Origin of the sequence: Brevibacillus sp. IT-7CA2 (assembly GCF_949767855.1) — a bacterium.
GTDB lineage: Bacteria > Bacillota > Bacilli > Brevibacillales > Brevibacillaceae > Brevibacillus.
Genome location: NZ_CATKQT010000022.1, coordinates 157,527 through 181,542 on the forward strand (window position 1 = coordinate 157,527; position 24,016 = coordinate 181,542).

General features: G+C 48.5%; 27 protein-coding genes. 26 read left to right on the plus strand and 1 reads right to left on the minus strand.

All coding sequences use genetic code 11. The annotated features are described in order from the left end of the window. Nucleotides 1-29: 29 nt before the first annotated feature. The 20 genes from ACM6JA_RS13695 (at nt 30) to ACM6JA_RS13790 (ending at nt 14,545) form a co-directional block, all read left to right on the plus strand. The gene (locus ACM6JA_RS13695) at nt 30-509 is read left to right on the plus strand and encodes a CD1247 N-terminal domain-containing protein (RefSeq protein WP_414852723.1); all 480 of its coding nucleotides are present in this window, start codon (nt 30-32) and stop codon (nt 507-509) included. A 138-nt stretch (nt 510-647) separates the two neighbouring features. Further along, nucleotides 648-1,610 (plus strand): stage III sporulation protein AA, encoded by a 963-nt coding sequence (spoIIIAA, locus tag ACM6JA_RS13700; RefSeq protein WP_414852724.1) that lies wholly within the window; start codon nt 648-650, stop codon nt 1,608-1,610. Continuing rightward, nucleotides 1,598-2,116 carry a stage III sporulation protein SpoIIIAB gene (gene spoIIIAB / locus ACM6JA_RS13705; protein ID WP_012686020.1) on the plus strand — a complete coding sequence of 173 codons (519 nt, stop codon included), beginning with the start codon at nt 1,598-1,600 and terminating at the stop codon, nt 2,114-2,116. The genes spoIIIAA and spoIIIAB overlap by 13 nt, the downstream gene beginning before the upstream one ends. 16 nt (nt 2,117-2,132) lie before the next feature. Continuing rightward, entirely contained in the window at nt 2,133-2,336 is a 204-nt protein-coding gene (gene spoIIIAC, locus ACM6JA_RS13710; protein ID WP_007725726.1) for a stage III sporulation protein AC, read from the plus strand. 13 nt (nt 2,337-2,349) lie between these two features. Continuing rightward, nucleotides 2,350-2,739 carry a stage III sporulation protein AD gene (gene spoIIIAD, locus ACM6JA_RS13715; RefSeq protein ID WP_007725724.1) on the plus strand — a complete coding sequence of 130 codons (390 nt, stop codon included), beginning with the start codon at nt 2,350-2,352 and terminating at the stop codon, nt 2,737-2,739. Nucleotides 2,740-2,755: 16 nt separating this feature from the next. After that, nucleotides 2,756-3,952 carry a stage III sporulation protein AE gene (gene spoIIIAE / locus ACM6JA_RS13720; protein WP_173620215.1) on the plus strand — a complete coding sequence of 399 codons (1,197 nt, stop codon included), beginning with the start codon at nt 2,756-2,758 and terminating at the stop codon, nt 3,950-3,952. Between the two features lie 8 nt (nt 3,953-3,960). Then, nucleotides 3,961-4,638: a stage III sporulation protein AF gene (gene spoIIIAF / locus ACM6JA_RS13725; protein WP_414852725.1), complete on the plus strand. Its 678-nt coding sequence runs from the start codon at nt 3,961-3,963 to the stop codon at nt 4,636-4,638. A gap of 31 nt (nt 4,639-4,669) precedes the next feature. After that, nucleotides 4,670-5,365, plus strand: a complete 696-nt coding sequence (gene spoIIIAG / locus ACM6JA_RS13730; protein WP_007725719.1) for a stage III sporulation protein AG — start codon at nt 4,670-4,672, stop codon at nt 5,363-5,365. A 13-nt stretch (nt 5,366-5,378) separates the two neighbouring features. Next, entirely contained in the window at nt 5,379-6,053 is a 675-nt protein-coding gene (locus ACM6JA_RS13735; RefSeq protein WP_414852726.1) for a SpoIIIAH-like family protein, read from the plus strand. A gap of 208 nt (nt 6,054-6,261) precedes the next feature. Next, nucleotides 6,262-6,759, plus strand: coding sequence for an acetyl-CoA carboxylase biotin carboxyl carrier protein (gene accB, locus ACM6JA_RS13740; RefSeq protein WP_414852727.1), 498 nt, complete (start codon nt 6,262-6,264; stop codon nt 6,757-6,759). Between the two features lie 16 nt (nt 6,760-6,775). Next, the gene (gene accC / locus ACM6JA_RS13745; RefSeq protein ID WP_414852728.1) at nt 6,776-8,131 is read left to right on the plus strand and encodes an acetyl-CoA carboxylase biotin carboxylase subunit; all 1,356 of its coding nucleotides are present in this window, start codon (nt 6,776-6,778) and stop codon (nt 8,129-8,131) included. Nucleotides 8,132-8,200: 69 nt separating this feature from the next. Then, nucleotides 8,201-8,617, plus strand: a complete 417-nt coding sequence (locus ACM6JA_RS13750) for an Asp23/Gls24 family envelope stress response protein (protein WP_414852729.1) — start codon at nt 8,201-8,203, stop codon at nt 8,615-8,617. A gap of 152 nt (nt 8,618-8,769) precedes the next feature. Beyond that, the gene (amaP, locus tag ACM6JA_RS13755) at nt 8,770-9,327 is read left to right on the plus strand and encodes an alkaline shock response membrane anchor protein AmaP (RefSeq protein WP_414852730.1); all 558 of its coding nucleotides are present in this window, start codon (nt 8,770-8,772) and stop codon (nt 9,325-9,327) included. A 12-nt stretch (nt 9,328-9,339) separates the two neighbouring features. After that, nucleotides 9,340-9,552, plus strand: coding sequence for a DUF2273 domain-containing protein (locus tag ACM6JA_RS13760; RefSeq protein ID WP_007725710.1), 213 nt, complete (start codon nt 9,340-9,342; stop codon nt 9,550-9,552). A gap of 47 nt (nt 9,553-9,599) precedes the next feature. Beyond that, on the plus strand, nt 9,600-10,004 hold the full coding sequence (gene nusB, locus ACM6JA_RS13765) for a transcription antitermination factor NusB (protein ID WP_007725709.1): 405 nt from the start codon (nt 9,600-9,602) through the stop codon (nt 10,002-10,004). A gap of 18 nt (nt 10,005-10,022) precedes the next feature. Continuing rightward, nucleotides 10,023-10,985 carry an O-sialoglycoprotein endopeptidase gene (locus ACM6JA_RS13770; RefSeq protein WP_414852732.1) on the plus strand — a complete coding sequence of 321 codons (963 nt, stop codon included), beginning with the start codon at nt 10,023-10,025 and terminating at the stop codon, nt 10,983-10,985. Between the two features lie 88 nt (nt 10,986-11,073). Continuing rightward, entirely contained in the window at nt 11,074-11,928 is an 855-nt protein-coding gene (gene folD / locus ACM6JA_RS13775; protein WP_414852733.1) for a bifunctional methylenetetrahydrofolate dehydrogenase/methenyltetrahydrofolate cyclohydrolase FolD, read from the plus strand. A gap of 112 nt (nt 11,929-12,040) precedes the next feature. Then, complete coding sequence (gene xseA, locus ACM6JA_RS13780) at nt 12,041-13,423, plus strand: exodeoxyribonuclease VII large subunit (RefSeq protein ID WP_414852734.1); 1,383 nt, start codon at nt 12,041-12,043, stop codon at nt 13,421-13,423. Beyond that, nucleotides 13,392-13,643, plus strand: coding sequence for an exodeoxyribonuclease VII small subunit (gene xseB / locus ACM6JA_RS13785; protein WP_007725705.1), 252 nt, complete (start codon nt 13,392-13,394; stop codon nt 13,641-13,643). Before xseA ends, xseB begins: the two co-directional genes overlap by 32 nt. After that, the gene (locus ACM6JA_RS13790) at nt 13,643-14,545 is read left to right on the plus strand and encodes a polyprenyl synthetase family protein (RefSeq protein ID WP_414852735.1); all 903 of its coding nucleotides are present in this window, start codon (nt 13,643-13,645) and stop codon (nt 14,543-14,545) included. Before xseB ends, ACM6JA_RS13790 begins: the two co-directional genes overlap by 1 nt. A gap of 53 nt (nt 14,546-14,598) precedes the next feature. On the opposite strand, the gene ACM6JA_RS13795 is transcribed toward ACM6JA_RS13790, so the two are convergent. Further along, complete coding sequence (locus ACM6JA_RS13795) at nt 14,599-16,293, minus strand: M3 family oligoendopeptidase (protein ID WP_414852736.1); 1,695 nt, start codon at nt 16,291-16,293, stop codon at nt 14,599-14,601. A gap of 248 nt (nt 16,294-16,541) precedes the next feature. On the opposite strand from ACM6JA_RS13795, the gene dxs reads away from it, so the two are divergent. The 6 genes from dxs (at nt 16,542) to spoIVB (ending at nt 24,002) form a co-directional block, all read left to right on the plus strand. Continuing rightward, on the plus strand, nt 16,542-18,428 hold the full coding sequence (gene dxs, locus ACM6JA_RS13800) for a 1-deoxy-D-xylulose-5-phosphate synthase (protein ID WP_414852737.1): 1,887 nt from the start codon (nt 16,542-16,544) through the stop codon (nt 18,426-18,428). Continuing rightward, on the plus strand, nt 18,425-19,243 hold the full coding sequence (locus tag ACM6JA_RS13805) for a TlyA family RNA methyltransferase (RefSeq protein WP_414852738.1): 819 nt from the start codon (nt 18,425-18,427) through the stop codon (nt 19,241-19,243). Before dxs ends, ACM6JA_RS13805 begins: the two co-directional genes overlap by 4 nt. A 128-nt stretch (nt 19,244-19,371) precedes the next feature. Next, nucleotides 19,372-20,229 carry an NAD(+)/NADH kinase gene (locus tag ACM6JA_RS13810; protein WP_414852739.1) on the plus strand — a complete coding sequence of 286 codons (858 nt, stop codon included), beginning with the start codon at nt 19,372-19,374 and terminating at the stop codon, nt 20,227-20,229. A 5-nt stretch (nt 20,230-20,234) separates the two neighbouring features. After that, entirely contained in the window at nt 20,235-20,684 is a 450-nt protein-coding gene (gene ahrC / locus ACM6JA_RS13815; protein WP_007720787.1) for a transcriptional regulator AhrC/ArgR, read from the plus strand. A 16-nt stretch (nt 20,685-20,700) separates the two neighbouring features. Further along, nucleotides 20,701-22,425 (plus strand): DNA repair protein RecN, encoded by a 1,725-nt coding sequence (recN, locus tag ACM6JA_RS13820; RefSeq protein WP_414852740.1) that lies wholly within the window; start codon nt 20,701-20,703, stop codon nt 22,423-22,425. Nucleotides 22,426-22,667: 242 nt separating this feature from the next. Further along, entirely contained in the window at nt 22,668-24,002 is a 1,335-nt protein-coding gene (gene spoIVB / locus ACM6JA_RS13825) for a SpoIVB peptidase (protein WP_007720791.1), read from the plus strand. Nucleotides 24,003-24,016: the final 14 nt, after the last annotated feature.

A 24,016-nucleotide genomic window follows, 5' to 3' on the forward strand; every position in this document is an offset into this window, starting at 1 on the left:
TGGGAGAGATTGGATGGGAGGGAATGTGGATGCCAGAAGCATTGGCGAATCGAATCGCATACTTGCAAGGGTTGGCAGATGGCTTGGAAGTGGGGGAGAAGAGCCCCGAAGGAAAAATTATGGTAGAGATGATTGAGATTCTAGGTGAGGTACAGGGTCAGCTACGAGAGCTTCACGCGCGAGTGGAAGAGACAGAGGATTATGTGGAGGCCTTGGATGAAGACTTAGAGGACATTGAGCTCTACCTTTTTGAGGATGATGATGACTTGTACGAAACCGTTGTCGATTGTGAGGATGATGACGACGAGTACGCGGCTTTCTACGATTTAGATGATGATGAAGACGCACAACTGTATGAAGGACAAGTAGATCCCCATCTTGATACGACCTACGAGTTCGCATGCCCTAGCTGCCAGAAAGAAATCTATCTGCACGAGGGCAAAGATGAGGAAGGCTACCGACACTATGTAATAGAGCCGGTGGATAACAAGAAAACGGATAATCGCTGATCCCTATAGGAAAAGCTTGCACTCGCGTTCTAGCACGAGAGCAAGCTATTTTTTTTGCATAAATCTCGTCCACCTCTGCATAGGATGGAGGTAAGTCAAAGTGGACAAAGGCAGAATGCTGCAAACGGAGGGTACCTGATGAATGAAATCTTGACGATATTGCCAGCAACTTTACGCACGATTTTGACGGCCCTTCCTATCGCGGTAAGAGAGAATCTAGAAGAGATTCGGCTTCGGCAAAACCAGCCGCTAGAAGTCCGGTTTGGCCAACAATCTAGCTATGTGACACCGTCGGGGCAAATCACCTCGATCCCTGCGCAAGGATGGTTGTTTTCAGCAGAAGAGGCTGCAAAGCTCTTAAACCAGGTCAGCCAGCATTCTCTCTATGCCTTGGAAGAAGAGTTGAAAAGGGGTTACATCACGGTGGTTGGCGGTCATCGCATTGGCATTGCGGGGAAAGTGGTGCTGGACAAAGGTGAAGTGAAGGGAATCAGAGATGTGACCAGCTTCAACATCCGGATTGCCCGCGAGAAAAAAGGCGCGGCCAGGAAGGTCATGCCGTATTTGTTTGAGGATGGCAAATTGCTGAACACGCTGCTCATCTCCCCACCCCAGTGCGGGAAGACAACCTTGTTGCGTGATATGGCGCGAACCATCAGCTACGGAAGCGAGTGGTCCTCTAGTCGTAAGGTAGGAATTGTGGACGAGCGTTCTGAGTTGGCGGGATGCTTACAAGGAGTTCCTCAACGAGACGTCGGTCCGCGAACGGATGTGCTGGACGCTTGCCCAAAAGCTGCAGGGATGATGATGATGATTCGCTCCATGTCTCCTGATGTTCTGATTGTGGACGAGGTGGGAAGAGCGGAGGATGGCGACGCAGTCTGGGAAGCGATTCATGCAGGTGTAGCCGTCATTTGCTCGGCGCATGGAGCGAGCGTCAAGGAAGTAGCAGAACGCCCCATGCTGGGCAAGCTGATTCGATATGGAGCCTTTTCCCGCTATATCGTACTCAGCCGCGAAAAAGGCGTTGGAACGATCCAGGCCATCTACGATCAAAGCATGAACCTGGTTGAAAGGGAGAAGGTTGCATGGTCAAGCTGATGGGAGCCGTACTCATCCTGTTTTCAGCGTCGATGGTTGGTTGGCAAATAGGCAAGTATTACGCGAATCGTCCCGTTCAACTTCGGGCTCTGCTCGTTGCTCTGCAAATGCTCGAAACGGAAATCGTGTTCGGGATGACCCCATTGCAGCGGGCGTTTGTGAAGGTCGGTCATCGCGTCTCCGAAGAGGTAGGGAAAGTATTTCTTCTGGCAGCTGAATTCCTGCAAACAGAAAAGGCACATTCGGCTGAGGAAGCCTTGCAACAAGCTATGAATAGACTCTGGACTCAAACCGCCTTGCGCAGACAAGAGCGAGAGGTGCTTGAGAGTCTAGGTCAGGTACTCGGATCATCCGATCGGGAAGACCAGCAAAAGCATTTGCGCCTAGCTGTCACCCACCTGCGAGGGCTGGAAGAGGAGGCTCGTGCAGAACAGGAAAAGTACGAAAAAATGTACAAGAGTTTGGGCTTTTTAGGTGGACTCTTGGTCGTCATCCTGATGTTCTAAAGGCGAGGTGTTCACAGTGGATTTTGATTTGACACCTGTTTTCCAGATAGGAGCAGTAGGGTTCATAACAGCCATCCTGCATACAGTCCTGAAGCAGGCGGGCAAGGAAGATATTGCGCATTGGGCAACTCTGGTCGGATTCATCATTGTCCTGTACATGGTGTCCCATTACATCGGCGATCTGTTCTCCGAGGTAAAACGCGTCTTCCTGTTCAACTGAGGAGGGGCTCCAGATGGAGATTGTACAAATTGTCGGACTAGGACTGGTGGCTACGATTCTCGCGCTAGTCATTAAGGAACAGAAGCCGATGTTCGCCTTTTTGCTGGCGATCGCGAGCGGAGTCATCATCTTTTACTTTCTCGTCGGAAAAATAGCTGATGTCATTCGGGTTTTGGAAAGATTGGCGGTTCAAGCAGATTTGAACCTTGTGTTTCTGGAAACGATTCTGAAAATCATCGGAATTGCCTACATTGCTGAATTCGGTGCACAGATGACCCGAGATGCTGGACAAGGTGCGATTGCGTCGAAAATCGAGCTCGCTGGAAAAGTCCTCATACTAGTTATGGCTGTACCGATCATCCAAATCATTATCGAAACAGTGATCGACTTGTTGCCGGCATAAGGGAGGTGGGATGTCCATGGCACACACTTGCAAGCTGATCCTGTTCTTGTTCCTGCTTCTTGCCTTGTTTCCAGTTGCCGTGTCTGCTGCTATGACACCCGCTGTTGCACCCGCAGCCGGTCCGATCAATCAAATCGTGCAACAACAGGTCGATCACTTGCAGCTAGACCGAGTCGAAAAGTATTGGCATCAGTTGCAGCGCGACTATAAAGGGTACTTACCTGACTTGAAATCGGAAGGCTTTATCCAAATCCTCATGCAGCAAGGTGACTTCAGTATTTCAGGAGTCCTGCAAGGAATGGGCAAATTCATCTTTCATGAGATTTTGATGAATGGCAAGCTGCTTAGCTCCATCATTATCATTACGGTCTTCGCGATGATTCTCGAAACGATGCAGAACGCCTTTGAACGCAATGCGGTATCGACAGTGGCGTACTCGATTACTTATCTCGTCTTGATGGTCCTTGCGATCAACAGCTTTCATGTCGCCATTACCTATGCCAAAGATGCAATCGCGAACATGTCTGATTTCATGCTAGCCATGATCCCACTCGTCATCGCGCTGCTTGCTTCGGTAGGAAATCTGGCATCCGCCACTATGTTTCACCCGCTGATTATCTTCATGATCAACACCAGTGGCATGATGATCTCTTACGTCGTGTTTCCGCTACTGTTTCTCTCAGCGATGCTCTCTATCGTCAGCCTGTTTTCAGAGAGGTACAAAGTCACACAGTTAGCGACCTTGCTTCGCAATATTGCAATGGGTGTCCTTGGCTCATTTCTGACGATTTTTCTCGCCATCATTTCCATACAGGGAGCGACTTCAGCCGTTGCGGACGGGGTCACGCTCCGAACAGCGAAATACATCACGGGCAATTTCATCCCGATAGTAGGTCGTGTGTTCTCCGATGCGGCAGATACCGTACTCAATGCCTCGCTACTGGTCAAAAATGCCGTCGGCTTGGCAGGAGTCTTGATCCTGATCATGCTATGCGCGTTTCCGGCTTTGAAGATACTGGTACTGGCTCTGATCTACAATCTGTCATCTGCCGTACTCCAACCGCTTGGAAACAGCCCAATCATCAGTGCGTTAGGTACGATTGGGAAAAGTCTTTTGTTCGTCTTCGCTGCTTTGGCGACAGTCGGCTTGATGTTCTTTCTGGCGATTACGATCATTATTGCGGCGGGCAACATCTCCATGATGGTTCGGTAGGTGATGAAATGACTTGGTTAACACTGTGGTTGAAAAAAATTATCCTGCTCGTCCTTTTGGCTGCCTTCCTCGATCTGATCCTGCCCAATACGACACTGCAACGCTACGTAAAAATGGTGATGGGCTTGATTCTCTTGCTGACGATCATTTCTCCCGTGTTTAGTCTGTTTAGCCTCTCGCAGGAAGATTTAGCCTTTCGTCTGGATCGCTACCAACAAGAGCTGAACAAGCCTGCTTCGGCAGAGTGGAAACGCATTACTGACAAGCTGCTCGGTCAACAAAACCAACAGATGACCGCTTACGTCCAGTCACAGGTAGCGTCCTCAGTAAAAGCCAGTGTCAAAGAGCAGTACGGCGTAACTGTCGAAGATGTCACGATTACTGTTAATCAGCAAAATCCAGAACAACCAACCCTTGAGCGAATCGAGCTGGTAGTCGGTGACGCGAACAAGGAAGAGCAAAAAGGGCAGAGCACGATTGAACCGATTAAACCTGTCCAGCCTGTTGAGATTACGATTGGCGAACCCATTGAAATACAACCTGATCCCAAATTAGATATTGCAGCAACAGCTCATCATGACAACCCACTTTACGTGCAAATTACAAACGATGTCGCCAAAGAGTGGGGGCTTTCGAAGAGTCAGGTCATTATCAAAGACGAATCGAGAGAAAGAGAGAAACAGTAGCGGATACAGTCAGTGAAGCGAGGTGAAAACAATGAACCAATTGTGGGAAAAGCTGAAAAGTCTGTTTATGAAGCAACAAGGCGAGACGATGCAGGAAGAAAAGAAAATCGTAGTGGGGAGCAAGGGCAAAAACCAAAAACTGAAGCCGCTGCATTATTTCATCGTCATATTGGGAATAGGCGTAGCCATTATGATTTTGACGGATTTCCTCAGAGTGGAAAAAGATCAGCCACTCGGATTTGGAGATATAGGGAGTGAGGCGCCAGGTCCTCCTGGAGGCGATTCAACTTCCCAGGTGCTAGGGGGATCACCGACTACCGACATTATTGCCGAATATGAAAACATTTACGAGACACAGCTGCGCGATATCCTCGCTTCTGTTGTCGGCGTCGGCGAAGTAGAGGTCATGGTCAATCTGGAATCAACACCAGAGCTGGTTGTGGAAAAAAATCGCAACATTCGTTCCTCAACCAATCAGGAAATGGACAAAGAAAAGGCAACCCGCAATCAAAATGACCAGTCACGAGATGAGCAGGTCGTCATCGTGCAAGGCGGCAAGCAAGATGCCCCTGTTATTGTGAAGACGCTGAAGCCGAAAGTCCGCGGGGTCCTGGTAGTGGCTAAAGGGGCCGATAACATCCAGGTTAAAGCGTGGATCACTGAAGCCGTTCAAAAGGTTTTGGATGTTCCCGCTTATAAAATATCCATTTTGCCCAAAAAAGGGTAGGAGGTAATGGCGAATGATTCTGCGAAAGCAAACGGTATGGTTGTTGACAATGCTTGCTGTCATGGTTGTGCTCTCCGGCTATTACTTGGTGAAGGGGCCGCAAGAACAGGTCCCAACATCAGGACAAGAGCAAGCCGTCCAGAAGCAAGAGCAAATTTCTGGCGTGGTTGTTGAATCCAAGCAAGTAGATCACGCCCCACAAGCAACTCCTGTCGATCAAGCTCCAAAGACAGCTCCGGTAGACGAAAAAACTGGCACAAAGGAAGTCAAAACTCCTGCTGCACCAGAAGCGAAGCCAGCAGCAACGAACACGGTCGTTCCAGTAGCAGAAACAGCGAGTGAAATCTTCCAAGGCTACAAAATGAAACGCGAAGCCATGTTGCAGCAACAAAAAGACGAACAGCTCGCAATTGTAAACAGCACGGATTCCTCTCCACAGGCAGTAGCAGAAGCGATGGCCAAGTTTGAAGAACTGTCCAACATGGAAAGCGCTACGATGACTGCAGAAGAAATGCTCAAGGCGAGTGGCTATCAGGATGCGGTCGTTACTGTCCAAAATGACAAGGCGACAGTCATTGTACAAAAAGATAAATTGAGCGCAAACGAGGTCGTGGAAATCATTGCAAACGTGAAGCAGCACTTGAATATCCCGGCGACAAACATTAACGTACAATACAAGTCATCCTAATAAAAGCTGCGGTACTTTCTCGTTATAAGGGATAGGAGAAACGGGCATGATGGTAAGGATTTTCTCGCTTCTGTTAGAAAAGAAGCGGGGAAATCCTTTCTTGACGTGGTATAGGCAACAGGCTACCATGGATTTATGGTTTGCCAAAAGGATACATAATGGACTCCACGAACCTCTATTGAAAGAAAAGAAGGAGTGCTTGTTCGTAATGAAAATGCATGAAATCCGCGAAATCATTAAGTTAATTGATCAATCATCCATTCAAGAATTTAACTTGGAAACAGAAGGTGCCAAGGTGTCTCTGAAAAAATCCAATGGTACGGAAACGATTGTCGTAACGCAACCAGCGGTTCAAGCTCCTGTTGCAGCACCAGTTGCACATATCCCGGCACAGCCAGTTGTTGCGGCAGCGCCAGTCGCAGTAGAAGCTCCGAAAGCAGCTGTACAAGCATCGGATGATGCAAATCTCCACAAGATTGTATCTCCAATGGTAGGGACTTTCTATAGCGCACCAGAACCAGGCAAGCCGCCTTACGTACAAGCTGGTGACAAAGTGACTGCGAGCAAAGTTGTTTGCATCGTAGAAGCTATGAAACTCTTTAACGAAATCGAAGCAGAAGTAAGCGGCGAGATCGTGAAAGTGCTCGTAGAAGACGGTCAATTGGTTGAGTATGGCCAAGCATTGTTTTTGGTGAAGCCAGAATAAGGTGGGGGAGAGCGGAATGTTTCAAAAAGTATTGATTGCCAATCGCGGGGAGATTGCCGTGCGTATTATCCGGGCATGCCGCGAGCTGGGCATTCGTACGGTCGCCGTCTACTCCGAAGCGGATCGTGAAGCGCTTCATGTGAAGCTGGCCGACGAAGCTTACTGTATTGGTCCAAAGGCATCCAAGGAAAGCTATTTGAATATAGCTAACATCATGAGTGTAGCGACCAAGGTAGGGGCAGATGCCATCCATCCTGGTTATGGCTTCTTGGCGGAAAACGCCGACTTTGCCGAGATCTGTACCGCCTGCAACATTACCTTTATCGGTCCAGACCCAGAAGCAATTGTGAAGATGGGTGACAAGTCCACAGCTAAGGATACGATGAAAACGGCAGGTGTACCTACTGTACCAGGTACGGAAGGACTGATCGAAGATGTGGCTGACGCTGTAGTCACCGCAAACGAGATTGGCTATCCTGTCATGGTCAAAGCGACAGCCGGTGGCGGCGGACGCGGTATGCGCGTAGCCGTTGATGACGAAGATTTGGAAAAAGCGATCCGTCAGGCTCAAAACGAGGCGAAAACGGCTTTTGGCAATCCAGGGGTTTACTTGGAGAAGTTCGTAGAAGGCCCACGACATGTGGAAATTCAAATCATGGCAGACAAGCATGGCAATGCCGTATACCTGGGTGAGCGCGACTGCTCCATCCAACGTCGTCACCAAAAGCTGATCGAGGAAGCCCCATCTCCAGCATTGAGTGAAGAGCTGCGCCGACAAATGGGTGAAGCTGCTGTTGCGGCGGCAAAATCCGTTTCCTATCACGGTGCGGGCACTGTCGAGTTTTTGCTGGACAAACACGGACAGTTCTACTTCATGGAAATGAATACACGTATTCAGGTTGAGCATCCGGTAACCGAGCTGGTGACTGGTTTTGATCTGATCAAGGAGCAGCTGACCGTAGCGGCAGGCCAACCTTTGTCCTTTACGCAAGAGGATATCCAAATGGATGGCTGGGCTATTGAATGCCGCATTAATGCTGAGAACCCTGCGAAAAACTTCATGCCTTCGCCAGGTCGTATCACGGAATATTTGGCGCCAGGCGGCTTTGGTGTGCGCGTAGACAGTGCAGCGTATGCGGGATATTCCATTCCGCCATACTACGACTCTATGATCGCCAAACTAATTGTGTGGGGCAAGGATCGTAACGAAGCGATTGACCGTATGAAACGTGCCTTGAGCGAATTCGTCGTCGAGGGAATTACGACAACGATTCCATTCCATTTGAAGGTATTGGAGCACGAAGTATTTGTCGGCGGGAATTTCGATACGAAATTCTTGGAAACCTACGACTTGAACCTGGATGAAGAGTAAGTAGCGCTGATTTGTAAAAATACGGTGTGCTTGGTATAATGAATTACAAATTAGAGGGAGGTGCGAAGCATGGAAGAGTTTACTCCAGATTTAGATAGAACAGAGCTTGGTAAGGTCCAGATCGCTCCCGAAGTGTTGGAAGTGATCGCCGGCATGGCTGCGTCCGAAGTAGAAGGTGTGGCGCAAATGAGCGGCGGTTTCGTAGGAGAAATAGCTGAACGTTTAGGCCGTAAAAATATAGCACGTGGTGTGCGTGTAGAGGTTGGCTCCCGCGAAGCAGCGGTGGATGTTTCGATCATCGTCAAATACGGACATCGCATCCCGGAAGTCGCTCGAAATATTCAAGATAGTGTACGCAATACGATTGAGAGCATGACAGGTCTTTCGGTAGTTGAAGTAAACGTACATATCGTTGATGTTGAGTTGAAAGCTGAAGAAAAAGTACCGGCACCTGTACCGGTTGAAGAACACCAGCGCGTGCGCTAACAAGCAGCGGATGGATGCCCCCTACGAACAGGGGGCATTTTCCTCATTTGAAAACGTGATTTTGTTTAGGCTTTCAGCGTAAATTCATGGAGTTTTCCGGAGCGTGCCGTGTTTGTCTCCTTTTTCAAACATGGCTGAAAGGAGAGGTGCTTGTGAACTTGTTTGACCGCTTTATCTTGACGATTTATAGCTTTGCGCTCATTGTTTTGTCCTGCATCGCGATAGCAGCGACCAGCGGATTGATCTCGCAAGATTTTTTCCGTCCATACGTGGATCAGATGTTGGCGGGTACGAACATCACCTATCTCATTGTCGCGATCATTTTCCTCGTAGTCAGCCTTCGCTTCTTTTTCAGTTCTTTCCGCTCTAACAAGCCTAAAGTAGAACGGGGAATCCGTCAGCGCAGTGATTTGGGTGAGGTCAACATTACGATTCAAACGATCCAGACCATTGCAGAGCGTGCCGCCCGCCGAGTTAAAGGAGTGCGCGATATGAAAACGACAGTCAAGGCACTCGAGAGCGGCAATATTATCACCCTGCGTGTTTCGGTAGATGGAGAAACGCCATTGCCTGAACTGACACAGAAGCTACAGGCTGACGTGAAGGAGCAAGTTGAGGGGATTGCTGGTGTTGTCATTTCTGAGGTGACCATTGTCGTGACGGAAGTAGCTCAGCAGGAAAACTACTCGGCTCGTAAACGGGTGGAATAGAAGGTGAAGTAAATGGTGCGGGAGTTAATGTGGGAACACAAGGGGAAGCTAATGGGGGTTTTTGCCGGACTTTTTTTAGGCATCATCTACCTTCTCGTGGGATTTTGGGATACACTGGTTTTTGTTGTGTTTGTCGGGACCGGTTATTATATTGGTCGCAAGCTCGATCATAAAGAAGACTTGCGTGAGATACTCGACAAGATTTTGCCAGGCAAGTTTCGGTGACATAAGAAAAGTCCGAGCTCATTTTAATTAGTAGGTGAATGAATGGTATGAAACGAAGAACAGCACGAGAAAAAGCAGTCCAATGTCTTTTCCAAATTGATATGGCTGAGGTTCCGCTAACGGATGCGGTTGCCCTCGTCATGGAAGAATCCGAGGAAAATGCACAGTATTTGCGTTATCTCCTCGATGGTGTATTGAATAACTTGACTGAGATTGATTCGGAAATCAAGAAGTATCTGCGTGGATGGCAATTGGAACGAATCGCCAATGTAGATCGCGCTATTCTTCGTCTGGCTTTTTACGAGATCATGTTTGAGCAAGACACTCCTGACAAAGTCGTGATGAACGAAGCGATTGAGATCGCGAAGCTCTTTAGCGACGAGACGTCCCACCGATACATTAACGGTGTGTTGTCGAGCTTCTTGCAATCGCGTGAAACTAAGCAGGCGTAATAGGTAGGAGATACAAGCATGAGTAAGGTAATGTTGGGAATCGACACGAGCAATTACCGGACATCACTGTGCTTGGCTGAGGAAGACGGCCGAATTGTCGCAGAAGCAAAACGCCTTCTGAAAGTAAAGGAGGGCAAGCGCGGACTGCAGCAATCCGAAGCCGTCTTTCAGCATGTGATGAACCTGCCGGAATTAAGTGAAGAAATGAAGTGGAAGGATTACGAGATTGCAGCGATTTGCGTGAGCGAGAAGCCTCGTCCGCAAGACGGATCGTATATGCCTGTATTTAAGGTAGGAGAGGGCTTGGCAAAATCGTTGGCGACTTATTTGCGGGTTCCCCTTCACTTGACGACTCATCAAGAGGGACATATATCGGCGGGGGAATATACCGCTGAGGTGCGTCCGACAGAGGATCGTTTTTTGGCTGTGCATTTGTCTGGAGGCACCAGCGAGTTGTTGTTGTGCGAGCGTCATGCAGCCGGTTACGTCATTGAGAAAATCGGTGGGACAATCGATCTGCACGCTGGGCAACTAGTCGATCGGATTGGTGTAGCACTTGGTATGTCCTTTCCAGCAGGTCCTGCGTTGGAGCAATTAGCCAAGGACGCAACAGGTGCGTTTCGGATTTCTTCGGCGGTTGACGGGCTTTCCTTTAGTTTTTCTGGTCCAGAAGCTTCGCTTTTGCGTGAAGTGGAGAGAGGAAGTACGAGCCCTGCTGAGATTGCGCGGGCGACAGAGCAATGTATTGCCAATACACTAGAGAAGTCCTTACGTCATGCAGTAGAGCAAGGTTACCCGAAGGACATCTTGATTGTTGGAGGAGTAGCTGCTAATTATTACATACGTGAGAGGCTAATCAAACGCCTGGAACACCCTGCCGTGAAGGCAAAGCTGTACTTCTGTGACCCCGTTTACTCCGGTGATAATGCCTATGGAGTCGCTATGTTGGGGTGGATGAAGCAAAAGACGAACATTAAATAAATATGAACTTTTTATAATTCGGCTTTACAGTTAAGGGGGAAATCGGTACACTTAACGTATCGACGTTGATAAAGGAGGCATTTTCTCCATGGCTGCAACCATTCTCCAGGGAAAAGAAGTAGCACAGAGTATTCGGGCCGAATTGGCGAACGAAGTAGCTGAATTGAAAAAGCAAGGGATCGTACCGGGATTGACCGTTGTCATTGTGGGAGACGACCCGGCTTCTCACTCCTATGTGCGTGGTAAAGCAAAAGGCTGCGAGGAAGTCGGTATTTCATCCGAGATCATCATGAAGGACGCTGACATCACAGAGGAAGAGTTGTTGGTGATCATTCAACAGTTGAACGAAAATCCGAACGTTAATGGGATTTTGGTTCAGCTTCCTCTTCCTGCTCATATTTCAGAGCATGCGGTAATTGAAGCCATTGCTCCTGAAAAGGATGTGGATGGTTTCCATCCGATTAGCGTAGGAAACATGGTATTGGGAAATGAGACGATGCTTCCTTGCACGCCGCACGGGGTTATTGAATTGATCAAGCGCACAGGAGCCCCAATGGCAGGCAAACATGCAGTGGTGATCGGACGCAGCAACATCGTTGGTAAGCCGGTCTCATTGCTATTGCAACAGGAAAATGCTACGGTAACCATGTGTCATTCTCGCACGCAAAATCTCGAGGAATACACTCAAAAGGCAGACATCCTCGTCGTTGCAACCGGAAGGGCTCATATGATCGGCAAGGAGCATGTCAAACCGGGCGCTGTCGTCATTGACGTTGGTGTGAACCGCATCGAAACGGGTAAGCTGGTTGGAGATGTCAAGTTCGACGAGGTCAAAGAAGTGGCTAGCTTTTTAACCCCAGTTCCAGGCGGTGTTGGCCCGATGACGATTACCATGCTGCTGAAAAATACCGTTGCGGCAGCGAAAAAGCAAGCAAAACAATAGAAGAAAATTGGCAACTTATTATAGAATGGATAAGGCATAAGCTTTATCCATTCTTTTGCATAGTCCTTGTTACATGCACGGCAAAGCCAAGTTTTTGTAAAGGAGGGGCCGCATGGCATTACAAGATATCTTATCCGTCAGTGATCTCAATCGTTATATTAAGCTGGTGCTGGAAAAGGAACCCCACCTGCAAGATATATGGGTGAGAGGGGAAATCTCCAATTTTACCCACCATTCCAGTGGTCATATGTATTTCACGCTAAAGGATAAGCAGTCACGCATCAAAGTCGTCATGTTTGCGAGTTATAACCGCTTCCTGCGTTTCTTGCCCAAAGATGGAGCAAAAGCGATTGTACGAGGGTCCATTTCTGCATACGAACGGGACGGCGCGTATCAGTTTTACGTCAAAGAGATGCAGCCAGATGGTCTCGGCTCGCTTTATTTAGCATTTGAGCAGCTGAAAGAAAAATTGGCTCAAGAAGGGTTGTTTGCAGCAGAGAGGAAGCGAATGCTCCCGCGTTTTCCGAAACGTGTCGGTGTCGTCACTTCTCCGACAGGAGCAGCCATCCGAGATATTTGCACGACGATTCGCAGACGGTATCCGCAAGCAGAGATCGTACTTTCACCAGCCGTTGTCCAAGGTGTGGATGCACCTGCATCGATTGTCTCCGCTATTCGGATTCTGAACAATCAGCCTGACATTGATGTTCTCATCGTAGGGCGCGGTGGTGGTTCCATTGAGGAGCTGTGGGCGTTTAATGATGAAAACGTTGCGAGGGCTATAGCTGCATCACTCATCCCTGTCATCTCCGCTGTTGGGCACGAGACGGATGTGACGATCGCCGATTTCGTAGCAGATGTCCGGGCAGCTACGCCGACAGCAGCAGCTGAATTGGCTGTGCCGCATTATTTGGAATGGGTCGAGAGAGTGCGGCAGCTCGAAATACGGATGCATCGAGCAGTGCGTGGTACCATGACGGAGCAGAGAAACCGTTTGACACGCTTAAGCAATTCGTATGCGATGCGCCAACCGGAGCGGAGGCTGGAGGAAGCCGCAGAACGATTGGATCGGGCACATTTGCGGATGCGTCAATCGATGAAGCATTTGCTGGACAGAAGACGCGAACGCTATACGCGATTAGACGAACAGATCAAGCGCTATCGCCTTGCTGATCAAATTGGGGATAAAAGAAAAAATCTGTCTAAGCTCCGCGCCACCTTGGACGAACGGATGCTGGGTCGTCTCAATCAAAAAAGAATGGCATTCGCAGCTCGTGTAGCTACATTGGAAGCGCTGAGTCCACTGAAGGTCATGCAGCGTGGATTCTCACTCGTATACACCAATGACAGACTCGTAAAATCAGTGGAACAGTTTGCCCCTGGCGACGAGATCATGGTACGATTAAGTGATGGCAGTGCGACTGCGCGTGTGGAAAAAGTGAATCGGGAGGAGGAGAAGAAGAGTGGCTCGCAAGAAGACAGAACAAGAGACTGATATGCAGTTCGAGGACGCGATGAAGCGTCTGGAAGAAGTCGTCAATCGACTCGAGGAAGGAGATATTCCCCTCGAAGAAGCGATTACGCTATATCAGGAAGGAGTGACTCTTTCCAGAATTTGTGGTCAAAAGCTGGATGCAATCGAAGCGAAGATTACCCAGTTGGTAGAAGAAGACGGACAGGTAAAGCAGAAGGCTTTTCGCGTGGAAGGAGAATAATGATCGGCGTGCATACATTCGAGAGCTATTTGGTGGAAAAGACTGCCTATATAGAACAAAGACTCCTGCCAGCCCTTGAGCAGCAAGGAGTTCCGGAAAACTTGTACGAATCCATGAAGTATTCGCTCATGGCAGGCGGAAAAAGGTTGCGTCCCATGCTGGTGTTGGCGGTCCTCGAAGCACTGGACAAGCCGATTGAACGGGGTGTAGCTTTTGCGGCTGCCTTGGAAATGATACATACGTACTCCTTGATCCACGATGACCTCCCTGCGATGGACGACGATGATCTTCGCCGCGGAAAACCGACCAATCACAAAGTATTCGGTGAAGCAACAGCCATTCTCGCAGGAGATGCCTTGCTGACTAGAGCGTTCGCATACATTGCAGAAGCTTACATAGATCGCGCAGATGTTTCAGCGGCTACTACCGTGAAACTGATTGCGGAGTTGGGAAAACGTGCAGGAGCAACTGGCATGGTCGGCGGACAGATGGCTGATATCGAAGGGGAGAGCAAACGCCTTAACTTAGATCAGCTCGAATTTATCCATCGTCACAAAACGGGTGATCTCTTGATCGCAGCCTTGCGCGGGGGAGGCTACCTCGCAGAAGCATCCGAAGGTCAAATGGAAGCATTGACACGCTATGGTGTTTGCATTGGTCTTGCTTTTCAAATTCAGGATGACATCTTGAATGTGGAAGGGGATGCCCAAGAGCTGGGGAAAGCAGTTGGCAGTGATGCAGATCGGGAAAAGGCGACGTACCCATCGCTGCTTGGTCTAGCCGAATCGAAGGCTCGTCTTGACGAATTGATTGCGGAGGCAAAAGCAGCTCTTGCCGATGCGGGAATCGAGAATTCTGCACTCAGCCCTTTGGCTGACTACGTGCGTGATCGCAATAAATAAGTGAAAGCTGGCAACCCATATGGGAAATGCCAGCTTTTTTTCGTACCTACCTATTACAAGCTTTTATCGTCAATGCTATTTAAAAATTGTTCAATCTCGCCAATTACCGATGGTATACAGTCGTCCTCAAATGGAGAATACAGCTTCGCCACTTGTACCAGCTCGAGGAACGATTTGCTTCCGCCTTCGCGGCAAAGCGTCAAATAATCTTCCCAAGCTTGCTTCGGCTCAGATTGAGCCCGTTTCCAAAATTGGAACGCGCAAATCTGGGCAAGTGTGTAGTCGATGTAATAGAAGGGGCTTTGAAAAATATGCGTTTGTTGCTGCCAGAAACCGCCCTCCTCAAGATACTCATTCTGTGCGTAATTGCGATCCGGGAGGTACTTACGCTCAATTTCACGCCAAGCACGTTTACGCTCTGACGGGGTCATATCTGGGTTCTCGTAGACAACATGCTGGAACTCATCAACAGACACGCCGTACGGAATGAACTGGAGTCCGCTACTAAGATGAGAGAATTTGTATTTGTCGGTATCTTCCTTGAAAAAATGCTCCATCCATGGCCACGTCAAAAACTCCATGCTCATCGAATGTATTTCACACGCCTCATAGGTTGGGAAATGATATTCAGGGACCTCAAAATCTCTACTTACATACACCTGAAACGCATGTCCTGCCTCGTGTGTAAGTACGTCGATATCACCAGATGTACCGTTAAAATTGGCGAATATAAAGGGAAGCCTGTATTGGCTGATGTATTCACAGTAGCCGCCTGTAGCCTTTCCTTTTTTGCTCAATAGATCTAGACAGTCATTGTCCAGCATGAAGTTGTAAAATTCGTCCGTTTCAGGTGACAACTCGGCATACATCTTTTTCCCGTTTTCAACAATCCATTCCGGCGTGCCTTTCGGGCTTGGGTTCCCTGTAGCGAAATCAAAGGAAAGATCGTAATACTCAAGTGTATCGACACCAATGCGTTGGCGCTGACGTTCGACGAGCTTTGAAGATACTGGAACGATGTGCTCAAGCACTTGCTTGCGGAAATTGGCTACCATTTCTGCGTTGTAATCGGTACGGTTCATACGTGCATAGGCTAGCTCCACAAAGCTATTGAAGCCGAGTTTTTTTGCGATGCGTGTGCGTACCTTGACGAGCTGATCGTAAATGCGATCAAATTCGTCCGTATGTTTCCGCATATACTCATACTTCGCTTCATTAGCACGTTTGCGCATGTCTCTATCTTTCGCGATAGTAAAAGGAATCATCTCTGAAAGGTTTCGCTCTTCTCCTTCAAACATGATTTTGGCAGAAGCTTTCAGTGCGACATATTGACTGGCCAAACGGTTTTCTTCCTGCAAATCAGAAATGACTTCTGGCGAAAATGTACGGAGTGTGCTCTCAGCGATGCGAAACAGCTGTGCACCCCATTTTTCTTCCAAGTCAGCACGGAAGGAAGAATCGACAATCGCCTGATAGTAACGGGAAACGATTCCAGTATACAAAGGAGTTGCTTCATCCCAATAGTCCTGCTCTGCTTTGTAGAAGGGATCTTCTGTATTGATCGTGTGGCGGATTTGTGCGACATTCCGCGCGGATTCCACTTCTTGTCGCAGTTTGTTCAATTGAGCCATGATTGTATCTTGCTCGGAGAAGCTTGCAGCATGTTGAAACGCTTCCAATAATTGCGTGAATTGTCCTTCAACTTTGTCCATATCCATGCGCTCATACTGAATTTGTGAGAACTTCACGGACGTCCACCTCTTTTGTTCGGAGTATGTATTCAAAATCATCTTACCAGAAAATGCAAGATATCGCCTTCATATTCGCATATGTTGATGAAAAGTGGTGTTTTTATTAAGAAACCGTTATAATGAATCAAGCTGAAAATAAGCGGAATCGGCTATAGCAATAAGGAAAGCCGGGTTTTCTAGTGGCTTGATTGATATGCAGCATGCACAATCGCCGGAGAACGAACAGTGGAAAGTGAGGAATACCAATGCTGCTTACTACTATAAATGATCCTCAAGACTTGAAAAAGTGCACGCAACCGCAGCTACATACCTTGGCATCCGAGATCCGTCAGTTTCTAATCGAAACGCTGTCGAAAACAGGTGGTCATCTCGCGCCGAATCTGGGAGTCGTCGAGCTGACGCTAGCACTGCACTATGTTTTTGACAGTCCCAAGGACAAGCTGATCTGGGATGTCGGGCATCAAGCATACGTACATAAAATGCTGACAGGACGCCGGGAGATGTTTCCGACCTTGCGTCAGTACAAAGGGCTGTGTGGGTTCCCTAAAATGGTGGAAAGCCCGCATGACGTCTGGGAAACCGGGCATAGCAGTACGTCGTTGTCTGCCGCAATGGGGATGGCGACTGCACGGGATTTGAAAAAAGAAAAGAACCATGTCATTGCTGTGATCGGAGACGGTGCGCTGACAGGCGGTATGGCTCTGGAGGCCTTGAACCACATTGGTCATGAGCGTAAGAATGTCATCGTTGTGTTAAATGATAACGAAATGTCCATCGCGCCAAACGTTGGGGCCTTGCACAACTACTTGGGGAAAATTCGCTCGACGGAGAACTATCAATGGGCGAAGGATGAAGTCGAGGGATTGTTGAAATCCATTCCGGCTGTAGGGGGCAAATTGGCTCATATGGCTGAACGCTTCAAAGACAGCATGAAGTATTTGCTCGTATCTGGCGTTCTCTTCGAGGAGCTCGGCTTTACATATATTGGCCCAATCGATGGACATAACATGGAGCTATTGCTCGATACATTGAAGACAGCCAAGCATACAAAAGGCCCGGTTTTGATTCATGCCATCACGAAAAAAGGACTAGGCTATGCGCCAGCTGAAGCTGACTCAGTCAAGTGGCATGGTATCGGTACGTATAAAATCGAGTCAGGTGATACACCGAAATCTGCACCAACGTATACGTCTGTTTTTGCAGATACGATGATGAAGCTCGCAGATGAAGACAATTCGATCGTGGCTGTTACCCCTGCGATGCCAGCGGGCTCAGGTTTGATCCCCTTTGGACAGAAGTACCCTGACAGATTGTTTGACGTTGGGATTGCAGAGCAGCACGCATGTACATTTGCGGCAGGATTAGCAACACAAGGCTTGAAGCCGGTCTTTGCGATTTATTCGACCTTTTTGCAAAGAGCCTATGATCAGCTAATCCACGATGTCGCACGCCAAAAGCTCAATGTAATTTTCGCCGTTGATCGTGCTGGGCTCGTCGGAGCAGACGGGGAGACACACCAAGGTATGTACGATGTGGCATTCATGCGCCTCATTCCAAATATGGTCATTATGGCACCGAAGGATGAAAATGAGCTGCGTCACATGATGAAGACAGCAGTAGAATATAAAGACGGTCCGATCTCTTATCGTTATCCGCGATTGCCGATTCGTGGCGTCAAAATGGATGACAATCTGCAAGTGCTGCCAATCGGAAAAGCGGAGATTGTACGCGAAGGCAAACACGTGGCGATCCTCTCGTTCGGTCATGTATTCGAAATTGCTGAGGCGGCTATCAATCAGCTTCAAGAAGAAGGAATCAAGCCGATGCTGGTCAATGCACGTTTTTGCAAGCCTTTGGACGAAGAGCTTTTGTTCCGTCTGGCAAAGGAAGGCTACGATATCGTTACGGTCGAAGAAGGCAGTGAAATGGGCGGATTCGGCAGCGCTGTTATTGAATGCTACAATCGTGCAGGCTATCACGGCATGAATGTACAGGTTGTCGCGGTACCTGATTATTTTGTTGAGCATGGAAGTGTGAAAGAACAGCGGCAAGAGGTAGGGCTCACAGCTGATAATATCGCTGCTCGCGTTCGATCCTTGATGCCAATTTCGAAGGGCGTAGTGGAAGCATGAGTGTAAGAAAAGAACGGGTTGATGTTCTCTTGGTCGAAAGAGGCCATTATGAGACCAGAGAAAAAGCAAAAGCAGCCGTAATGGCAGGCCTAGTGCAAGTAGCTGGCGAGCGCTGTGACAAGCCGGGAACCAAATTTGCCGAGGATGTTGCGATTACGGTGAAGGGCGAGGTACACCCGTATGTGAGTCGGGGTGGACTTAAGTTGGAAAAGGCATTGCGTGTCTTTGAAATCGACATGAAGGATCGTGTCATGATGGACATCGGTGCCTCCACTGGCGGATTTACCGACTGTGCGCTACAAAACGGTGCGCGACTTGTATACGCCATTGATGTCGGGTACGGACAGCTCGCGTGGATCTTGCGACAGGATGAACGAGTGGTCGTCATGGAACGGACGAATTTCCGTCATATGGACACGGAAGCTTTTGAACATGAACGCCCAAACGCGGCATCGATTGACGTATCGTTTATTTCGCTGCGATTGATCTTGCCGGTGCTGTACCGTTTTCTGCTCGAGGGCGGTGACGTCGTTGCGCTGGTCAAGCCTCAATTTGAAGCAGGCAAGGATAGAGTCGGAAAGAATGGAATTGTCCGTGATCCAGAAGTACACGAGAGCGTACTGACTGACATCGGTCAATTTGCCAGCGGATTGGGTTTCGCGCTAAAAGGCTTGGATTACTCTCCAATTACAGGGGGAGAAGGAAACATTGAATTTGTTATGCATGCCCAGAAAAGTGAGGGCGGCATGGATTCGGAAGCTTGGTTGCAACGCGTATCAGAGGTTGTTGCGTCTGCTCATACGAATTTGAAATAGGATAAAAAACCAAAGCCTCGGGAGTTTTGTCACAATCGAGGCTTTTTATTTATGCATGTGAAGTTGTATACTTGTATATGAGGTTGTTCAAGAAGGATTTCCAACCAACCAGTTTTGGGGTGGACCACGTGAAGAAAATTGGAATCATAGCGAACAAAGGAAAACCCGAAGCACGAATCGTTGCACGGGAACTGCTGTATTTACTTGAGGACAGAGGGGCGCAGGTATTCCTGGATGAACATGTCGCATCAGATGTAGGGCATCCAGAACTGGGCGCATCTGTAAAAGAGATGGGGAAGCAGGCGGATTTGGTTTGTGTATTAGGGGGCGATGGCACGCTACTCAGAATTGCTCGCCAGCTTGCCGGTCACTCTATCCCAATCTTTGGAATTAATTTAGGCACGCTGGGCTTTTTGTCAGAAGCGGAACCGGAGCATCTGCCTCAGGCTGTAGACAATCTCCTTTCTGGAAAGTACGACATCGAAAAGAGAGCGATGCTGGAAGCTTGTTTGGTGCGAAAAGGAACCACACTGGGGACATACACGGCCATGAATGATATTGGGATTGCAAAAGGGTCATTTTGCCGGATCATTCAATGTGCAGTCTTTCTGGATGATGAGTACGTGGCGACGTTTAGCGGAGATGGAGTTATTGTCTCTACGCCAACAGGATCAACGGCATACTCACTTTCTGCAGGCGGTCCAATAGTGGCGCCCAATGTGGACATGCTATTACTGACGCCAGTGGCTCCTCATTCCTTGACGGCCCGGCCATTGGTACTGTCAGGGAATCAAACGATTCGGGTCGAAGTGGATGCCATACATCAAGAGATGGGACTGTCCATTGACGGGCAGTTTGGTTATCGACTTGAGGGCGGCGATCAGATTTATATTAAAAAGTCACCGTGTGTTACCCCGCTGATTAAGTGGAAAAAAGGTGGCTTTTTCGAAGCAATACGAACGAAATTACAAGGGGAATGGGAGTAATCCATATGAACAAAGGGCAACGACATATTCGTATTCGGGATATCATCAGCAATCAAGAGGTGGAAACACAGGATGAGCTGGTGGACCGCTTGCGGACTGCTGGCTTTAACGTGACGCAAGCGACTGTATCCCGAGACATCAAGGAACTACACTTGGTAAAAGTGCCGCTCCCTGATGGACGATATAAGTACTCAATGCCTGCTGAACAAAAATTCAATCCACTCCAAAAGCTAAAACGCATGCTTGTGGATTCCTTTATTAGCATTGACCAAGCTGATCATTTTATTGTACTGAAGACACTTTCGGGACATGCGAATGCGGTAGCTGAACTGATTGACAATCTTCCATGGGAAGAAATCATGGGGACAATCAGTGGCGATAACACCATCCTGATTATTTGCCGTTCCAAAGAAAATACCAATGAAGTGACGAAACGCTTAATGGAAATGTTGTAGAAGGTGGTCGCTTGCGATGCTAGTGGAACTCTCGATCCGAAATTTTGCCATCATCAAATCAGTGACGGTCTCTTTCCAAAAAGGCTTAAACATCCTGACAGGGGAGACTGGTGCTGGTAAATCCATCATTATCGATGCGCTTGGACTGCTATTAGGAGGCCGGGCTTCGGCTGATTTTGTCCGTTACGGTGAGCCTCGTGCAGAAGTGGAAGGGCTGTTTGAATTGCCGCCTGGTCATCCTGGTCTTGACGTTTGTAAGAATGTCGGTGTCCAGATTGAACAAGACGGTATGCTCGTGGTACGCCGAGATATATCGAATCAAGGGAAGAGCATTATTCGAATCAATGGCCAGCTCGTGACTCTCGCTATGCTGCGTGAGTTAGGGCCATGGCTGGTTACGGTGCATGGACAACACGATACGCATATGCTGATGCAGTCAGACAAGCATATCAATTGGCTCGATGCATATGGGGAAAGTGCATTGGGATCTGCGAAGCAAGAGTACGGTACCCTGTATGCTGCTTACCGCAAAACAAAGCAAGACCTGGAGCGTATGGCACGTAATGATCGGGAGCTGGTACAGCGCATCGATCTATTGCAATATCAGCTCGATGAAATTGAGGCGGCAACCCTCACGCCTGGCGAAGACGAGAAGCTCTTGCAGCAGCGGAAAAAGTGGATGAACATTGAAAAAGTTTATTCAACGATTCAAGATGCATACCGCGCATTGCATGGCGACCAAAAAGGCATGGATTGGTTAGGGCATGCGATGGGAGAACTCGAGCGTGGTGTGAACTACGAAGAACAGCTCGTTCCGATTTTGGAGATGGTCCAATCGGCATATTATCAGATAGAAGATGTGGTACATAACCTTCGTCAATTGTCGTATCAAATGGATTTTGAACCGGAGCAGTTGGCAGAAGTAGAACGCCGTCTTGATCAGATTCAGTCGTTAAAACGCAAGTATGGCAAAAGTGTAGACGACATTTTGGAGTACGCTGCCACGATTCAGGATGAATTGGATGACATGCATCACTACGAAGACCGCCTCCAGCAGGTGGAAAAGCAATTGCAGGAGTTTGCCGCCGATTTGGCAGTGGAGGCATTAGAGTTGTCGGTCATTCGTTCCGAATGCGCAGGAAAACTCGCACAAGAAATCGAGCAGCAGCTAAAAGAATTGCACATGGAGCGTGCTCGTTTTGCCATTGATGTCAGACAGACGCCGGATGATGACGGGGTAGAAATTGACGGAATCCAGCGATTCGTAGATGCGAACGGAATGGATCAGATCGAGTTTTTAATCTCACCTAACCCGGGTGAGCCATTGCGTCCTTTAGCGAAAATTGCTTCCGGCGGGGAGTTGTCTCGCGTCATGCTGGCCATTAAAACGATTTTGGCGGGCACTGATCAAGTGGAGACTCTTATTTTTGATGAAGTCGACACGGGTGTAAGCGGAAGAGCGGCTCAAGCGATAGCAGAAAAGCTCGCCCGAGTCGCTGGGCAGCGCCAGGTCCTGTGCATTACGCACTTGCCACAGGTCGCATCCATGGCAGACGCGCATTTTCTGATCAAAAAGGAAATGAGCGAGAATGAAACAGAGACGCGGGTGAATCGTTTGTCTGATGATGAACGGGTAACGGAACTGGCTCGCATGCTAAGCGGGGCAGAGGTAACAGCAAAAACAGAAGAACATGCGCGCGAGATGATCCTTCTCGGCCGTGAACGAAAGACTGTCAGCTAATTTAAGTTGGCAGTCTTTTTTTCGTTTATAAAAGTGCAGCAATGGACTCGTCAAGGGCTTGGTGATGCCTGGTTTTCTAATGTTCAGAGTGGGTTATTTTCCTGACATAATCCGCTTGGCTGGTGGCAACATTAAAGGTACACAAGGTGGAGGTGTCCCTCATGACCGCTTGCGGTCAATCAAAACGGACCTGACCGTTTTGTTTTGTAGGTGTAGGTAGGGAACGGTAGGAGTGATTACTGGTGATCCGACAAAACAAAAGAAAATGGATGGGAAGTCTCCTTCTCCTCATCACGGCGCTTGTCGTGAGTTCCACCCCGTTCCGCGATCTGTCCTCCTTTCCCCGTGAATTGCGTTTGATGGAAGGGTCCCTCGAGCAACTACGGGTCTCTGTGCCGGTAATGGGCACGCTAATCAATAGCAATCCTGATATTTTGCACGTTAACGGGACAGAGGCGCGTGAAGTATCCGTTGATTTGAGCAGGCCTATGTCTGTAGAACCGCGTAGGGCTGGGGAAGCCCAATTGCAGGTGAAGTGGCATAACATTCCGCTGACTGCTGTAAAAGTAAATGTATTGCCAGATCTGCGGTTGTACCCTGGTGGACAGTCAATCGGGGTGAAGCTGCAAACAGCGGGTGTTTTGGTTGTCGGTCATCATTTAGTTGACGATGGTAAAAACAAGTTTTCTCCAGGTGAACAGGCAGGTATACACGTCGGTGACATGATTATCAAAATGAACGACATGTACATCAATGACATGAACGACGTAAAGAAATTAATTAACGAAACGGGGAAAAAGAATCATTCCGTTCAATTGCTTGTCGTTCGTGGCAAGGAAAAGCTTTCGCTCACTTTGCATCCGGCAAAAGACAAAAAAGACAGTGAATACCGTATGGGTCTCTATATTCGGGATTCAGCGGCAGGAGTAGGGACACTGACCTTTTTTGATCCGAATTCCAAAGCGTACGGGGCATTAGGGCACGTTATTTCCGACGTTGATACTGGTCAAGCCATTGTCGTAGGAGATGGCCAGATCGTGCAAGCAAGTGTCACATCGATTGAAAAAGGACAAAGTGGCAACCCAGGGGAGAAATTTGCACGTTTCTACAATGAAAGTGAAGTTCTCGGAAATATAACCAAAAACACCCCTTTTGGCATTTTCGGCAAAATGAAGGACGAGCCCAAACGCAGCTATTACCAGGAGCCGTTACCAATCGCTCTTGCTGAGCAGGTAGAGGAAGGGCCAGCCAAAATTCTTACTGTCGTGGAAGGTCAGAAGGTAGAAGAGTTCGATATTGAGATCGCAAACGTGGTCAAGCAGCATTTTCCTGCAACCAAAGGGATGATCATTAAAGTCACGGACAAACGCCTTTTGGAAAAGACAGGTGGTATCGTACAGGGGATGAGCGGCAGCCCCATCATTCAAAAAGGTAAGATCGTGGGAGCCGTCACGCATGTGTTTGTCAATGATCCTACTTCGGGATACGGCTGCTATATTGAATGGATGCTTCAGGATGCTGGTGTGAATGTGCGAGGTACTGCCGAATCTCGAACCAATACAACCAAAGCTGCCTGAATGAAGTGCCGTCA